Raw genomic sequence first — 16,224 nt, forward strand, 5'->3', positions numbered from 1 at the left:
AGATTCTTGTTTTTAGAAAAGAATCAACAGAAGGGGGAGCCGCTCTCTATTCAAAAAAGATGTAGTCGTAGTCGCCGGTGTAGCCACATTTTTCATACCACCAGAGCCACTCTTCGGGGGTGAGGAAGGCTTCACAGGTGAGTTGCCAGTAGAGCAGGTTGGCTTTTTCCGTTTCGTTGCGATAGGACTCGACGACGATGAGTTTTTTATCTCGTCCCACGCGTTCTATTTCCCGGATGGCTCGGTCGAGGTCGAAGCAGTGGAGGTTGTGGAGGGTGGTGATGGAAAAGACGAAGTCGAAGCTGTTGTCTTCAAAGGGGAGTTGGATGGCGTTGCCTTGATGCAGGAAGGGTTGCACTTCTTTTTTGGCGTGTTGGATGGCGTAGGGGGAGATATCGAGTCCGGATACTTCGATGCCGGGGATGGCTTGGGTGAATTCGTGGAGGAGGAAGGCTTTGCCGCAGCCTACGTCGAGGATTCGGTCTCCGGCTTTGAGTTTGTAGTGTTTGGCCATTTCCTGTGCGACTGGCAGCCATCGTCCGTCGTAGTGGTAGCCGCCGTAGCCGTAGTGGCGTTCGCCATCCCAGTATTCTTTGTCCCATTTTTTAGCGATGGTGGCGCAGTGGGCTTTGTCGTGATCCAGCACCCGTTGGCGGTAGTTTCGTTTGGTTCGGGTATGGAGTTTACCGATAAAGTCTACGCGTTCCATGTTGTTCTTCCTTTGACTTTAACTATTAAAAAAAAAGCGGGGGGGGATTGGGGGGGATTCTTCCTCCCCAAGGTCTTTCCTTTGATCTTGATTTTGTTTCTCATCCTTTGATCTTGATTTTGTTTCTTATCCTTTGATTTACAACCCCCCGGGGGTGTGGGGGCGAGCCCCCACGGTCTTTCTTTTGATTTTGATCTTGATTTTGTTTGTCATTTTTTGATCTTGTTATAGCAGTTCCATTTGGAAATGATGCATCGTGGTCTCTTCGATAAAAAACCTAAAAACAAAATCAAGACCTTGGGGCTGCGCCCCAAACCCGCTGGATATGGAAAATCAAAAGATTAAGTCAAAAGATTAAGTCAAAAGACAAACCGTGGGCTCTGCCCACACCCGGAAGGGAGATAATCCCCCTTCACCCCTAATAGTAAAATCAAAAGCAAAATCGACAGAGGATCTTTACACTCTTTATTCATCCCCCAGAAGCGAAACAAACCGTTTGCAGGCACTCTCCACATCCAGAGGCATCAATCTGGTTGCACGGATCCATTTGACCGGGTTCATGGAAATATTCAACGGACGCTCTTCCAAAAAATCAAAATCATTGATTCGACAGTAGGTCACCTTCGGTTCCGGAAAGACGATCCCCCCCTCTCGCAGATGTGCCAGCAGCCGCCGGAACATGCCTGCCCGACTGATAGCCATGGGTCCGCAAAGGTGAAAGAGGCCGGAAAGATCATCCGCCACCAAACGCATCAACCCCGTCGTCACATCTTCCATCAGGACAGGTGAAAACAGTTCATCTTCCGCCAGCCGCTGATGTTCTTCCCGGCGGAGAGCATCGAACCAGTTGGCCAGCAGCATGCCATCATGGGGCTCAGTACCATAAACTTTGGAAAGCCGGATGATGGCGTGATCCTCCCCTGTTTCCTGAAGAAACTTTTCCACCGCCACCTTTTGTCGGCCATAGGTGCTTAAAGGATTGGGAACGTCGGATTCGTTATAGTTGCTGCCACAACCATCAAACACCTGATCGGTGGAGGTGAAAAGGGGTTTGATACCGAGGCTGAGCAACCCTTCAATCAGCTTTTGAATGCCAACGACGTTGATCTCATGGGAGCGGATTTTATCCCGGGCGCAGGCATCCAGGCGGGTGAGGCCGTGGAGGATCAGAGCGTGGCTGAAGGGGCCGTGCTCCTGGATAAAAGGGGTGAGGGGAGTGGTGGCCGGGTCAAAGTGAACCATCCCGGGCTGCTCACGGGAATGCCAGGTAGCCACCGCCCGCTCAGGGCCAGCCTGGGCAAAAAGATGCCGACCGATGATGCCGGAGCCACCGATGATCAAAAAGCGGGAGGGTTGGTTCGACATGTTGCCAAATCCTTGAAGAGGTTTATAGCCGTTCCATTTAAAAATTGGAGATGCTTTTCTGACTCGTCATCCCCGCGAAGGCGGGGATCCAGAAAGTCCAGCGCGCATGTTTCCAAATTTGGCGATACTTTTAGCCCACACCAAGGATCTTGAAAGGTTAAAGTTTTCTTTGAGTGCGAACCTTGCCTCCCCTGGATTCCCGCTTTCGCGGGAATGACACCTCAAGGGAGGGGTGTCTCATTTTCAGTTGGAATTGCTGTACTCATTGCCCATCAGGGTTTGACCAGATATCCCGCCGGGGTGTTGGTCCAGGGGAGTGTTTTGATGATGACCTCGGGCTTGTCGGCAAAAAATTCATCCACCGCCCGGGTCTCTCCGGGCCAATCCTTGATGGCATATTCATCAAACAACAAAATGCCCCCCCGGGAGAGCCGGGGCCAGAACCCTTCCAGAGCGACCCGGGTGGGCTGATAGAGATCGCAGTCGAAGTGGATGAGGGAAAAGCGCACCCCAGGGTTTTCGTCGAGAAATTTGGGCACACTCTGCTCGATCTGGCCATCCACCAGTTTGACCCGTGGCTTCCAGGGGATAAAACGGTCGTCGTCGAAAATATCGATGGCTTCCCGCAGCTCCTGAAGATATTGAGCCGGAGAAAATCCGCCCACCACCTTGTTGGCATCCTTTTCGGTATCGCCATCCTCCGGGGAAAAATGGGTAAAGCCCTGCCAGTTGTCAAAGCCGTAGACTGTTTTGGTGCGATCACCAATGGCATAGGCCTCCAGCAGGTTGGCCCAGGTCATGAGCCCCAACCCCCGAAAAACCCCCAGCTCCGCAATATCCCCCGGCACCTCCAGGGTTTCCTTGAAGAGATCGGTATGGGCCAGAAATCGCTTCAACCATTGGCGGCGGCCCAGTACCGGAAAATGCTGGGCCGCTTCCATGGGCGTGATCTGGTGCTTGGCGCAATGATCCCGCAGTCGTGCTTCGATTTCAGCGTCGATACCGGTTTTTTTAAAACCATCAAACCTGGCCATGGCGTTAGGATTCCGTCGAAATAAGGTTGAACGTTTGATAGGCGTTGAGAGGCTTGGGCTTGCCTACGTGGGGGCTGACAAAGCGGTCGAAAAATTCGGGATCCTCGCCGATGATACAGCGGGGGTGGTCGCCACTGAACCAGGCGTTGGTCAACAGATCGGCCCGCATTTTTTGGAGACTTTTGTCCCGAACATTGCCCAGGGAATATTGCAAAAAATTGCAGGGGAGCACTTCGCCATCCGCCGTAATGCCGATAAAGCGGGTGCCTGCCGGGCAGTTGTCCTCCCCCCCGGTATAGAGATCCCGTTTGACCATCTCCTGGCCGTTGGGAAGCCTGGGGCTTTTTTCCCGGAGTTTTTGGATATATTGGGCATCCTCCGGGGTGATGAGGAGATCCTTGCGGCCATCCCAGTTGCCCACGGGTTCGGCGATCTGCACATCCAGACGAATGCGCTTATTCAGGGCAAAGTCGTAGACCCGCTGGAACCCCTCCTGGTAGAGCGATTGATGGGTAACGACGATGGAGACGCCGGTGAGGAGCCCTTCGGCCAAAACATGATCGATGGCTTTAAGCACCCGCTGGTAGGAGCCCGGTGCCCGGTCGGCGTCGTGTTCGGCTTCGATGCCGGAATCGAGGCTGAAGGTGATTTTGTCCACCTGCCGGGCTTTCAACCAGGCGATGGTTTCCTGATCCATGCGCCAGCCGTTGCTGATGACGTTGATGTAGGTCGCTTCCGGATGGCAATTTTCCAGAAAAAAGGCCAATCGCTCCTTGTCCTCAATGGGCTCCCCGCCTTGAAAGACATAGTGCATGCAGCCCATCTCGTAGGCTTCATCAAGCACTCGGGCAACGATGGGCAGCTCCAGAGGGGTTACCTTGGCAAAGGTTTCGGCATAGCACTTGGTGCAGCGCATGGTGCAGCGGGGGGTGGTGTCAAAGGCGATGGTGCGCAGATCCTCTGGGCGTGCGCTTTTTTCCCGAGCATGGAGCAGTGGTTTTTCGCTGTACATGGTTAAAAAAATCCCCAAACGGGTTTGGTTCTGACGGGGCTGTTCATGGGCGCTATCACCTCCGGATAAAACTGAGATATTGCTGTCCCCGGCCAAAAAAAGGGGCAAACCGCGTTAAGGTTGGAAAACGCTCTTCTCCGAGGGCCGCCTGGAACTCCCTGAGGGCGGCGGCGGTTTCGGTGGCAAAGGGATCAACCAACCCGGCAACCTCCCCCACCAGCCCCGCTATCCCCTCTCGATTTCCGGTATTCAACTCCCCATAGAGAGCCTCCCCCAGGGGAATAAGGGGTTGGTTGAGTTCAGGGCTTCTGGGAGGATGGAGAAAGCGATGATCCAGGAGATTGTGGAGGTTTTCGAGATAGCTCTGTCTGACGATCTCATTAAATCCCGGATCCGGATTGTGGATCGACTTATACCAGCGCCAGTCGGTAAAAAACCGGGGGGAGGCTCCCTGGACATCAAACTGGAGATCATCCCCATCCCGGCTTAAGGCGTCGATGGCGTCCGGTATGGGCAGGAGCTGGCCGGTGAGGGGTTGCAGAACGTTATCCAGAATCCAATCCCGGATGGGGCGGCTCATGGCGGGCAGAGTGGCCAGATGGGGCTCGAAAAAGGGGATCAGCTGCGCGACCTTTTGATCGATGGGGGCCTCTTTCGGCAGCCATAAATCAGCGGCAATGCGCCGCAAAATTTCGCTCAGAAAGGAGACGTTATCCATGCAGGTGATGACCAGGATACCGCCGGGTTTGACATGCCCCGCCACCCGGCGCAAAAACGCCTCGGGGTGGGTCTGCCCGGAGATCACCCCTTCGCAAAAGACCCCATCATAAAGCCCATCGCTTTGGTAGGATTCAATCAATCCCAGCTCGGTCTGCCAGTTGTCGGCTTTTGGAAAATAGTCCGAGAGGCGCTTGCGGGTCTCTTGCAGCCCGGTGGGATTACCATCCACCAGTCGATAGTGGCCCGGCGCCAGGCTCAGGGTAAAAAGGGCGTTGTGGCCGCTGCCCGGACCAAACTCCAGCAGCCGTTTGCCCTGGAGGAGCCCCGGGGGCAGCCCCAGGAGCCGATAGAGGGCGGCCCGGCGGCGGAAGTGGTTGTTTAAATCGGAAATCTCCTGGGCGACGGGAGAGATCCGGTTTTCCCGATAATAATCGAGAAAGGGTTGGGGGCTCATGGAGCCGGGTCCAGGGGGATAGGCAGATGGAAGGTAACCCCCGGACGTTGCAGGCGCTGGACGATGGGCTGGGCCAGGTGGGGAGAGAAGGCCATGAATACCGCGCTGCCCTCGGGAATCCGGTCCGGGGGAAGGATGGGGCGGCCCAGGTGGGTACGGCCCCATTGATGGGGATCCTCATCCACAAAAAAGGGCGCTTGGCTGCCCCCTTCCTGAAAGAGCCAGGTGGCGGCGATGGAGGTGCCGAAAATGGCGGGTGCCTGGTCGGCGGTTCCCAGTTTTTTCAGGGCACGGGCACTCTCCTGAAGCCAGGTGAGTCGTGCTTGGAGATCCTGCTTTATCCCGGCTAACTCGATGCTGGATGGGGTCGGGGGAGGGGGGGCGTTGTTGTCGCAGCCGGAATCGCCGACACGCGGGCTGTTACGGAGGCCATTACGGTGGCCGATGCCGGGCTTTTTGCCGCCACGCTTGGCCGTCCAGTTGGGCGTGCGCACCTCCGCCCGTTTTCGAGGGCGCGCCACCACCGAAAGCTCCTTGGAGACCCAATCCCGGGTGACATGAAAACATTGAAACCCGGCGCGGCGTAAAATCCACACCAGGGTGGCCGGGGTAAAATGGCTGCAATGATCCGCCACCAACAGATCAAAGGGGCTCTCCTGCCAGTAGGGCACCTGAATGAGCACCAGGCCATCAGCGGTGAGCTTGGTGGTGATGCGCTTTAAAAAGGTGACCGGGTCGGGCAGATGCTCGAAAAGGTGGACCAGGGTGATGAGGTCGAAGCGTCCCGGGAGCTGATAGGGCTCCGGGGTGACGAAGAGCTTGGCACCCGGTATCGCCTCAACGCTTTTTTGATGGCGTCCGCTCCATTCGGTGCCGTGGAGTTCCCAGTCCGGTTTGCGGCTGGAGAGGGTTTTGAGCAGGGCACCGTTGCCACAGCCGATATCGAGGAGTCGTCCCTTTTCCGGCAGACCGAACATGCCGCACAGCCCTTCCATGATGCGCTCCGAGCGGCTTTGGGAGCTGCCGGAGTCCTGAAAAATGGCCTGTTCGTGGCTGTCACTCTGGGCATAGATTTCATAGCCCTGGTAAATTTGGCGCACCTCTTTGTGCCACTTTTCATCGGGCCTTTTTTGCACGGTACCGCAGTTGGAGCAGAGATAGAGCCTTCCTCCCCGGCTCCAGGGGCGGCAGTCGGAGGTGACCTGATGAAAAGCGTGGGGATAGGCTGTGAGGGATTGTCCCTGGCACACATGGCAGATGGGAGGGCTCATGTCCGTTTGGCTCCGCTGTTGACCATATTGGAATAAAAATGCTTGAAGAGCAGCCCGCTGAGGCCAAAGCCGGTGGCTTCGGCTTTTTCGATAAATTCATCGTGGAGAACGTGATAACGGGGTAAAAAATCCCCATAGGCTCCGACAAAAAAATGCTGGGCCCGGCGGTGCAACTCCTCATCGGAACAGTCGGCTGAAATGCGATCAACAATCTCCCGAAAATAGCCGTCGTTGGCGCTGCCCAGCTCTTCCTTCAGAGTGGCATATTGCTCTTTCAGCTGGGCAAAATCATCTTTCAGGGCATGGAGGATATCGCTGTTCATGGGGTTGGTCATGCGGGCGATGAGGTTTTCCAGCTGAATCTGATAGGAATTTAATTTCAGCGTCATGGGAAAACGTCCGAAGAGGCCGTCCCAATGGCGGGCTACCCGCTCGGCGGTGGGATCCTTGAAGGTATATTTGGGCAGCTGCCAATAGTGCTCCGGCTCCCGCACCCGCCCCTCTTCCCGGAGCACATGATACATTTTTGAATCCCGAATCAGCATCAGCACGTTGGAAAGATTGTTGGGATTGTCGGTGAGCCCCAGGGAGCGGACAAAATCGATGTTTTGGCGGATGGTCTCCAGGGTGGAGTTGGGGCCAAACATGATGAAGCCGATCATGACGAAAAAGCCGTCGATCCCCTGAAGCCGTTTGACCGTGCGCAGATTTTGTTCCAGGTTGGCCCGCTTTTCAAAGAACGCCAGCTCCTGATCCGATCCCGACTCGGCACCGACGATGATGATGTCGATGCCCGCCTGCTTCCAGAGTTTCAATAACGCTTCATCCTCTTCTTCGAGCAGGGTGTCGCAGCGCATATAGATTTTGGCGGAGAGGGGGATCTGGCGCTGGATGATATCGGTGCAGATTTTTCGGGTGCGCTCCTTGCCCTTTTTGCCCGGATCCTCGAAGGAGGAGTCGGCAAAGTTGAAGATGCGGGCGTGATGGTTTTTGGAAAGATGTTCCAGCTCATCCACCACCTTGGTCGCAGAGCGGCCCCGCCAGAGTTTGCCCTTTTGCAGGCGGGTGTAAAAATTGACCGAGCAAAAGCTGCACCGGGCGATGCAGCCCCGGGAAGTGGAGATGCGCACACTCTCCATCAGCCCGCCATCCTTGGGATCCCGCTGGGCCTGACCCAAAAAATCCCGGGCGGGAAAAGGCAGGATATCGAGATCCGGAATCAAGGGCCGGGGAGGGTTGTGGACAATGGTGCCGTCGGGTTTCCGCCAGACCAGTCCCGCGATGGCGGCAAAATCGATGGCTTGGGGGGAGCGCTCCGGCACTATCGGGATCGCTGTCGAAGCAGAATCGGCTGAGGGATTTTTTTGTTGGTGCAGGGCCTGCATCAACAGGCGCACCGTCTCTTCCCCTTCCCCCACCACGATGCAGTCGAAGAGGGGTTCGCTTGCCAGGATCGATTCGGATTGGGCCGCGAGAAAAGGCCCCCCCAGCACGATCAACGCCTGGGGCCGCCGGGCTTTGATTCCCTCAGCCACCGCCCGCACACTGAGATAGTTGACCATGTTGAGCTGAAAGCCGTAGAGATCCGCTTCCACTTCGATGGCCGCTTCCAGCTCCTCCGGCTTGCCGTCGGGCTGGCACTGGTGGATCGTGACGGGAAAATTTTGCTCCCGCAGATAGGCGGCAATAGCCCCCACCCCCATGGGAATTTCCTGATCGAACTGGCTGTCACCCTGCATCACCACGTTGATCATCGCCAGTGTCGGCAGTGCCCCTCCCGATTGGGTTTGGGGGCTTTGGGAGGCAGCCGTACCATCCCCCACCAGAGAGAGCCTGCTGCCCTTGGATGGGGGGGGGTGCCCGGTGTGGGCTGCCGGATGGATTTTGGTTTTGAGGATGGGAGTCGCCATGGACTGGTTTTACCCGTCGTTTATTTTCGAAACCATCGCCAAAATCCGTTCGGCGAAAAGATCGAATGAGTGGTGTGGAGGGATATCCAGGGGGTTGCCTTCGGGAATGCGGGTGAGGCACTTTTTCAGCTCTTTCCGGGTGTTGAAAAAGAGACATTCATCGTCCCAGTTGGGGGGCTCGGTATAGGCTCTGGCATCGTAGACCACCGGAATCGCGCCACACGCCGCCACCTCCACCAGCCGCTGTGAGTTGACCAGACGGGGGTTGGCACACAGGGCGTAGCGGGCTTCGTTGTAGACTTTGGCCACCTCGGGTCCGTGGCTCAACTCCCCCTTGTAAAAGGGCAGGATTTCCGGGGTTTTTTGCCAGCTCCAGCCATACACCTCCACCTCATAACCCAACTCTGATCCCACCTGACACCACCAGACCACGGTGGTGGTGCGCAACACCTTGGAAAAGTGCCATAAACGGACGGCTTCAAAGGAAAGGTCGAACCGTTCAGCTTCGCTCTTTAAAAATTCATCCGTGACCTCACCATTCTCTTCCAGCTTGTCATGGATCGCCCGTTCGATTCCTATATAGGTATGGGGGGCCTCATAGCCGGAGCCGACAAAGACAATTTTTTTGCGCCCTTCAAGGGGCTGGGTGAGGCGAAAATGATCGAGATCCACACAAAAGCTTTGTCGGTGAATTTCCGGTGCCTGACAATCTTTCAGCATGTCGTCAAACTGGGGATAGGAGGAAAAAACGATATCCCGCTCCCGCCAGGGGAGAGGCTCCCGATTATAGATTTCCGGCATGGGATCCTGCCACCAGATCACGTTGAAGACATCCTCGTGGAGCATCTGGTTGTTCAGGTGATTGATGCTGACCGTGATGTGGGGATTGAATTCAATCTGTGCCTTCAGAGCCTGGACGGCATCCAGAGCCTCCATATCGTTTTTTTCCAGGACCACATGGGTCTGGCACCCCAGCTTTTCGAACGCCTTGGCCAGATTTTTGGAGCTGAACTGCATGACGGTGGTCAGGCGGGAAGCGCGGAAATAGATTCGTAAGGGTTCATCCGGTTTAAACTCAGGACGGTTGCAGATGGATTCGTTGGCCAACACCTGGACTTTGCGTTTGCGGGTGACCTCGATGCCATCCAACTGCCAGGCGATACGGATGGCCTGGCTGATGGCAGAGGCGTTTTCCAGATCAAAGGCGACCTCTTTGGGGATGCGTAGCCGGGTGTTCAAAAGAACAGGATACATGTCGTCGAAAGGGATGCTGACCAGGTTGGCCGGGTCATCCGCCAAGGCTTCCCCGGGGTGGTAACAGACTTGCAGTCCATCGACAGCCGTGGTGAGTTCTATCCGGTTTTGTTTCAGCGCCTCCCTGCGGGCCACCTGGGAATCAACGAAAAAAGTGTCTGACAGCGGTCGGGGATTTTCCGGCTGGCTGTTGTTGTAGTGATGGTAGAGCTGTTGATGCACCCCGGCAGAGGCTGGACACTCCAACCCGGCAAAACTGTTGGTAAGCCCCAAGTGCAGCACATCCCAGTTGAAACGGATTTTCAGCGCCTGCTGATAGGTGACCGCCGCCTGGGAATACTCCTTCTTGATCAGGTAGGCCATTCCCAGATTGCTCATCGCCTCGATATGTTCGGGATTGATCTTCAACACATCCTTGTAGCGCGCCATGGCGGCATCCACCTGCTCCCGAGCCAGAAGGGTGTTGCCCAGGCTGTTGAGATAGGTGGTATTTTGGGGTTCCTGAAGGATGGCGCGGCTGATGAGGTTCAGGGCCTTGGCATAATCTTCCTGCTTGTGGGCCACCAATCCCAGGAGATAGAGGAGCAGGGAGTTGTTGGGCTGTTGCTCCAGGAGCTGTAGATAGATCTCCTTGGCCTGATCATACGCCTCGGCCTTGTGGCACTGGGTGGCCCGGATGAGTTCCTCCTGGTAGTGGCGCTGGGCTGCGGACATGGACTCGTCTTCCTTCATGGGGCGCTTCTTGTCTGGATATGGGGCATGGCGGTGGATTGTCAGCTCTCAACCATCAGCTTTCAGACGTCAGGCTGCCTGTTGCAACTCATTCAAAATGGGATAGTCGAACCGTTCAGCCACCTCTGCCATTTTGGGCATGATTTTCAGGCAGAAGAGGAACATCATCTGATGGTTGTCCGGCCAGGTGAGAAAGGTGGAGCGGGGATCCTTGGGGGCTTTTTTCCGGCGGTGGGCATTGATCTTTCCCTGGGAAAAGACCGATTCCAGATAACCATCGTCACAGGGCAGAGCCCCTTGGGTCATGGTGCTGAAAAGCTGCCCAAAAGTGCCGGGATCCCGGGTAAAATCCTCCATGCGGAAGATATGATCCTTTTCGAGGGTGAGCATGTGAATATCGTTGGCCATGGTTTCCAGAGCCACCCACAAGAAGGTCATGTCGTCGATAAAGGCCTTGATATCGCCAGTGCCGTTCAACGGGGCGATAAATTTGGCCTCCATGAAGCGATCGACAATGGATTTATAGCGTTTGGCATAGTGAAAAAAGAACTCCACCAGCGCCATGCATTCAGTGCCGGAGGCGGTGTGGGCCGCCTTGTCCAGGTGGTGGGTGGTGAGTGAGGTGACCCGCATGATGGGATCCCGGGCAATCATGCCGAAGCGACCCTGACGGGCGTTGGCGGCCTGTTGCATGGAGAGGCCGTGATAGCCGTGAACCGCCCCGGCAAAATGGTCATCCCCCCCCAAAGAGGCCAGATCTTCGGCAAATTGTGCAGGGGTTCTTTCAGTGGAGCCGGGATTGGATTGGGGCTCATGCTCCTGGGATGCGGGAATCTGGGGCCAGAAGCGGCCGCCATGAAAGCAGGTGACGTTGGGGTGGAGATCCAGTGAGCGGGCCAGCCAAGCGGTGGCAGAGCCTCCCCAGGAGGAGAGATAAAATATTTTCGACATGTCTACCTTCTTTCGTTGCACATCCCGTTGGGTGTGATCCCAAGTCCACTATAGGGTCAAATTGGGGCGTATCCGGATCCGGAGGATCCAGGGGATCCAGAAATAGGATGCAATTTTCCTGCCGTTGTTTGGGAGGGCTTGGCACTGGCCTGGGAGAGGAGCGGGAGTGAGGTTGGGGGTGGGGGAAAGGGGGCGTGGTATCGCTGTTTTTCCGGAACTGGCTGGGGATATATCCCCGTGTGGGAAAATAGCCGGATCCCAGGGTCAGGCCCTGGAGCGGGCGTAACCGGGGGGGGATTTTTTTGCCTCTGTCCCCCAGATCAGACGAAGACGCCGTGGTCGGGATCAATCGCCAGATAGTCGAGGATGGCGAGATTTTTGGTGTGGGAAACACAGTGGTGGGGGCAGCTTTGGGAGGGGTCGAAGGTGAGGAGACGCTGGCGGTTTTCTTCGGAAAACCAATAATCCTTGAAAGAGCGCTCCCGGATGGAACCTAACAGCCCGCTGGTGGTATAGGCCTTGTCCTGACAGGTGTAGACATTTTGATCCGCCCCGATCACGGTGAGAAATTGTAAAAAGGGGCAGCGGGTATAGTGCTTGTCGAACCGTTCCTCCAGCTCGTGGACATGGTTGATGAGCTGGAAGCGATCATCGGTGAGGGCTTGGGCTCGCTGGATTTCAGCTTGAACAGCTGGAGCGATCTCCTGATGGTAGCGGTTGTTTTCGCCGCCACTGTTGGCCACCACCACGCCTGAGAGTTTGACATGGCTGGCCCCTGCTTCTTTGAATTGGGTACATGCTTCCAGCAGATGGGGATGATTTTCCCGGGTGACGATAAAGCTGACCCCCAACACGCAGTCGCTCTGCTGTTTGGCAAAGGCGGTCATGTTATCCAAGAGATCCGTGAAAGGTTTGCCCTGGATACCCCTCGCTTTGCGGTAGCTCTCATCATCCCAGCCATCCACTGAGATACGCACCCAGGTGGCGTGGCTTGCCAGGGCTTGGGCCACCCGGCCCTTGAGGTTGGAGCCGTTGGTGATGGCTGCGACCCCCACACCCCCCTCTGCCAGACGGGTGATGATTTCAGGCAGGGGTTTATAGAGCAGAGGCTCCCCGCCACCGGTAAAGGTGACCGCCTTGACCCCCATGGCCACCAGGTCGTCGGCAATCTCGTGCATTTTGTCCTCGGGGATGGCGTCCTCCTCCACCATCTTCTCACCCAGATTCAGGTGGCTCACCTTGTAGCAGCAATACCAGCAGTCGTGGTTGCAGCGGTTGGTGGGCTTGATGCGGATGTGCACGGGTGCGGCCACGGTACCTTTTTCGAGGGCCTGCAATCGATCCCCAAAGCGCAAAAATTTAAGAGAGCTGTAGAGCACGCTCATGGCATCTACTCCGGCATGGAGAGGCGGATCCGTTGGGCCATCGCTTCGGGGGTGAGATCCAGCGCCTGAAGTTGGGCATTTTGGGAGCCGTAGGTTTCGGTAAAGGCGTCGGGGAGGGCAAAGCGCAAAATCGGTGGATGGTTGGCGCGCATGCCGTGATTGATGGCATCGGTGACCGCCGAGCCCAATCCCCCGATGCGGGAGTGCTCCTCCAGGGTGACCACCATTTTGGCTTGGGCGGTGAGAAAGAGAACCGCCGTCTTATCCAGGGGCTTGACCGTGTGGAGATTCAACACCGAGCAGACAATCCCTTCCTCAGCCAAAATATCCGCCACCTGGAGCGCCCGATGCACCATCACTCCACACGCCATGAGAGCCACCTGGCCCCACTGACGCAGGAGGGTGCCCTGACCGATGACACATGGATCCTCGGGACGGGAGACGATGGGATCGTTGCCCTTAGCAAGCCGGATATAGATCGGTCCGGGCCAATCGAGGGTTTGTGTCATGAGCCGGGCCATCTCATGGGCATCTGCCGGGGCCAGCACCGTCATGTTGGGCAGTGCCCGCATCAGGGCCATATCCTCAATGGCGATGTGGGTCGGTCCCAGGGGGGCATAGACCAGGCCGCCGCCGTTACCGATCAGTCGCACCGGCAGGTTGTGCAGGCAGAGGTCGATGGCGACTTGCTCGTAGCAGCGGCGGGTGAGAAAGGTGGCGATGGTGTTGACGTAGGGAATAAACCCCTCCATGGCGAGTCCGGCAGCCATGCCGATGACATTCTGTTCGCTTACCCCCTCCATGAAAAACCGCTCCGGAAATTCGGCCTTGAAAGCATCCAGGGTACCCGCCCCCAGATCCGAGCCGATGAAGAGCACCCGGGGATCCTGCTTGGCCAGGGTGTGAACCGCATTGAGACAGGTTTTGCGCATGGATCAAGCTCCCTCCAGGCTATCGTAGAGGCTCTGGATGGCGGTAGCGTCGAGATAGGATTTATGGTGCCAGGTGGGGTTGTTTTCAGCGATGGCGAGCCCCTTGCCCTTGACCGTATGACAGATCAGCGCCGAGGGTTTGCCGGGGGTGAAGGGTAGCTCTGAAAGGGTTGATTTCAGCGCTTCCACATCGTGGCCATCCACCTCCCGGGTTTCAAAGCCGAAGGCCCGCCATTTGTCGGCCAGAGGCTCCAGATCCATCACCTCCCGGGTGGGGCCGTAGGATTGCAGTTTGTTATAGTCGATGAGGGCGGTGAGGTTTTCAAGCCGATGCTTGGCGGCACTCATCGCCCCCTCCCACACCGCCCCTTCGTTGATCTCCCCATCCCCCAACACCACCACCACCCGGTTGGATTTTTGTTTCAGACGCTGGGCGAGGGCGAGGCCGATACCGATGGCGAGGCCATGACCCAGCGCCCCGGTGGAGGCCTCCACCCCGGGAATTTTTCCCCGCTCCGGATGGCCCCCCAGGAAAGAGTCGATCTTGCAGAAGCGCTCCAGCTCCTGGATATCAAAATAACCGTGATCCGCCAGCAGGGCGTAGAGACCCAGGCAGCCGTGGCCTTTGCTGAGCACCAAAAAATCCCGCCCACTCCAGTCGGGTTCATCGGGCTTGTGGTGGAGGATATCGTCGTAGAGCACCCGGAGAATTTCGATCAAGGAGAGCGCTGAGCCGGGATGACCTCTGCCTCCCTTGTCCAAAGCGCTCACCACCAGCCGCCGCAGCTCTCGGGAGCGCGTGTCCAGTGGGGGTGTGGCGGTGGCGTTTACCGGCTGAGGATCAGTCATGGCTTGACTCCGTGAGCTGCTGGAAACGTTTTTTGACCCGGTGCAACTGTTGTTTGCTCGCCTGCTGTTGATGCTTCACCCCTTGGGCTTTGGCCCGTCTGGCCCAAACATCCGGGAGAAATTCATTGAGCATGATCAACATCCAGCAGAGTTCCAAGAGAGGGTGGAGGGCTTGCAGGCGGATGGCAAAATGATCGTCCGTTGCAAACATTTCCTGCATCTGGCGACGATAATGGTTCTGCAAGGCCGGGGCCAGTTCCATGCCGGGGTGGCTGGAAAAATCACAGGTCAATTTAACCGGATCGTCCCAGCCGAAATATTCAAAATCAAGAAAAACAATGCGGCCGTCCCTCTGGCGCAGGGCGTTGTGAAAGCCAAAGTCGGAAGGGCTCAGGAGGCGTTGGGAAGGAGTGATTTCCGAGCTGATGTCGAGCCCGGCCTGCTGATAGATCTGGCGTGCCCTCTGGGAAAATTGGTTGAGGGCGGGGGAAAAATCATTCTCCAGAAAATCGGTCAGTGAGGGGGGTGGATCAGGGAGGTCGGCCAGTCGATCATAACGCCGATGGAGCTGATCCAATAGATCCTGCCCGGACAAAACCGCATCAGATGCTGGGGGGAGGGGGGATGAATCAGGGGCAAGGGTGAGATCCCGCAGCGCCTGGATGAACACCAATGCCTGATCGATATCCCCAGCTGTCGGGTGGGGGATGGTTTGGCCGTCGATCCAGCTGAACAGGGCGCAGTGGTTGTGCCGATCCACCCCGATCAGCTTGGGGGTGGCGGTGAGGCCGGATCGATTCAAAAGAGCCAGCGCAGCGGTTTCCCTTCCCAACCGGTCTCGGGGATCAGAGGCTTGGGGGGGGTAAAATTTGAGCGCAAAGGTTTTTTCAGCCGTCTCGACCCGATAGAGGGGATTGTTGCCTCCTGCCTGCATTGGGGAGAGGGTCTGTATGGGGGCTTGGGCCAGCTCCTGGGCGATGGCGGTGAGGGGGAGCAGGGGAGCGGAGGGGGACAAGTGGTTCAGCCCGTTTCCTTGATCATGCGTCGGGCCGCTTCAGCCAAAAAGCCGGAGCGGCTCATCCCCAACCCCTTGGCCAAGCCATCCACCCTGGAGAGGAGCGCCTCTTCCAGGGTGATGTTGAGTCGTACCGAGCGTTTGGGCAGATCGGCCCGCACTAGAATTCGGGCAGCCTCCCTGACTTCTGGATCCGTGGGAATCTGGTCAAGGGGTGTGGGCTCTGGAATGGCCTCCCGGTCCCGCACCATGAGGGAAAGATGTCCGGACAAGGCCTCCTCGGCGTTGGCGGCAGCCTCCTGAATGCTCGCCCCAAAGCTGACACAACCGGGAAAGTCCGGGAAAATAATCCCAAAACCGGAAGATCCCTGTTCAATGATGGCTGGAAAATGTCGAGTGGACATCATCTCCTCCTATCGCAGTTTAAGGCCAGACTGCCGTTCAATGCTTTTCAGGGTGCCGATAGGCATCTCTTTGACAGGATGGGGAACGGTGACTTTCCCGGATTTTTCCGGATGAACAAAATGGTGATGGCTCCCTGTCACCCCTGCAAGTTGCCAGGATCCCTTCTTCAAAATTTGGATGATTTCCCGACTGCTCTTGCTCACCTGTTTCTCCCTGGTTGAGATTT

General features: G+C 56.8%; 15 protein-coding genes. All 15 read right to left on the bottom strand.

Annotated features, from left to right (window positions below; translation table 11 throughout):
• Window positions 1–46: 46 nt before the first annotated feature.
• A complete protein-coding gene (locus HQL52_05130; protein MBF0368825.1) occupies window positions 47–709 on the bottom strand; it encodes a class I SAM-dependent methyltransferase in 663 nt (220 codons plus the stop codon).
• 465 nt (window positions 710–1,174) lie between these two features.
• On the bottom strand, window positions 1,175–2,074 hold the full coding sequence (locus HQL52_05135) for a sugar nucleotide-binding protein (protein MBF0368826.1): 900 nt from the start codon (window positions 2,072–2,074) through the stop codon (window positions 1,175–1,177).
• Between the two features lie 272 nt (window positions 2,075–2,346).
• Entirely contained in the window at window positions 2,347–3,108 is a 762-nt protein-coding gene (locus tag HQL52_05140; GenBank protein MBF0368827.1) for a class I SAM-dependent methyltransferase, read from the bottom strand.
• Between the two features lie 4 nt (window positions 3,109–3,112).
• On the bottom strand, window positions 3,113–4,120 hold the full coding sequence (locus HQL52_05145; protein MBF0368828.1) for a radical SAM protein: 1,008 nt from the start codon (window positions 4,118–4,120) through the stop codon (window positions 3,113–3,115).
• Between the two features lie 55 nt (window positions 4,121–4,175).
• Window positions 4,176–5,294 (bottom strand): class I SAM-dependent methyltransferase, encoded by a 1,119-nt coding sequence (locus HQL52_05150; protein MBF0368829.1) that lies wholly within the window; start codon window positions 5,292–5,294, stop codon window positions 4,176–4,178.
• Window positions 5,291–6,565: a class I SAM-dependent methyltransferase gene (locus HQL52_05155; protein MBF0368830.1), complete on the bottom strand. Its 1,275-nt coding sequence runs from the start codon at window positions 6,563–6,565 to the stop codon at window positions 5,291–5,293. Before HQL52_05155 ends, HQL52_05150 begins: the two co-directional genes overlap by 4 nt.
• A complete protein-coding gene (locus tag HQL52_05160) occupies window positions 6,562–8,475 on the bottom strand; it encodes a cobalamin-dependent protein (GenBank protein MBF0368831.1) in 1,914 nt (637 codons plus the stop codon). Before HQL52_05160 ends, HQL52_05155 begins: the two co-directional genes overlap by 4 nt.
• 9 nt (window positions 8,476–8,484) lie before the next feature.
• On the bottom strand, window positions 8,485–10,461 hold the full coding sequence (locus HQL52_05165) for a tetratricopeptide repeat protein (protein MBF0368832.1): 1,977 nt from the start codon (window positions 10,459–10,461) through the stop codon (window positions 8,485–8,487).
• Window positions 10,462–10,530: 69 nt separating this feature from the next.
• Window positions 10,531–11,412, bottom strand: a complete 882-nt coding sequence (locus HQL52_05170; GenBank protein MBF0368833.1) for a hypothetical protein — start codon at window positions 11,410–11,412, stop codon at window positions 10,531–10,533.
• 320 nt (window positions 11,413–11,732) lie between these two features.
• Window positions 11,733–12,797 (bottom strand): radical SAM protein, encoded by a 1,065-nt coding sequence (locus HQL52_05175; GenBank protein MBF0368834.1) that lies wholly within the window; start codon window positions 12,795–12,797, stop codon window positions 11,733–11,735.
• A 5-nt stretch (window positions 12,798–12,802) separates the two neighbouring features.
• A complete protein-coding gene (locus HQL52_05180; protein ID MBF0368835.1) occupies window positions 12,803–13,729 on the bottom strand; it encodes a transketolase in 927 nt (308 codons plus the stop codon).
• A 3-nt stretch (window positions 13,730–13,732) separates the two neighbouring features.
• A complete protein-coding gene (locus HQL52_05185; GenBank protein MBF0368836.1) occupies window positions 13,733–14,578 on the bottom strand; it encodes a transketolase in 846 nt (281 codons plus the stop codon).
• Window positions 14,571–15,593: an aminoglycoside phosphotransferase family protein gene (locus HQL52_05190; GenBank protein ID MBF0368837.1), complete on the bottom strand. Its 1,023-nt coding sequence runs from the start codon at window positions 15,591–15,593 to the stop codon at window positions 14,571–14,573. Before HQL52_05190 ends, HQL52_05185 begins: the two co-directional genes overlap by 8 nt.
• Before the next feature lie 5 nt (window positions 15,594–15,598).
• Window positions 15,599–15,997 (bottom strand): type II toxin-antitoxin system HicB family antitoxin, encoded by a 399-nt coding sequence (locus HQL52_05195; GenBank protein ID MBF0368838.1) that lies wholly within the window; start codon window positions 15,995–15,997, stop codon window positions 15,599–15,601.
• Window positions 15,998–16,006: 9 nt separating this feature from the next.
• Window positions 16,007–16,201, bottom strand: coding sequence for a type II toxin-antitoxin system HicA family toxin (locus HQL52_05200; protein MBF0368839.1), 195 nt, complete (start codon window positions 16,199–16,201; stop codon window positions 16,007–16,009).
• Between the last annotated feature and the right edge of the window lie 23 nt (window positions 16,202–16,224).

The sequence above is a fragment of the Magnetococcales bacterium genome (assembly GCA_015232395.1).
Taxonomy (GTDB): domain Bacteria; phylum Pseudomonadota; class Magnetococcia; order Magnetococcales; family JADFZT01; genus JADFZT01.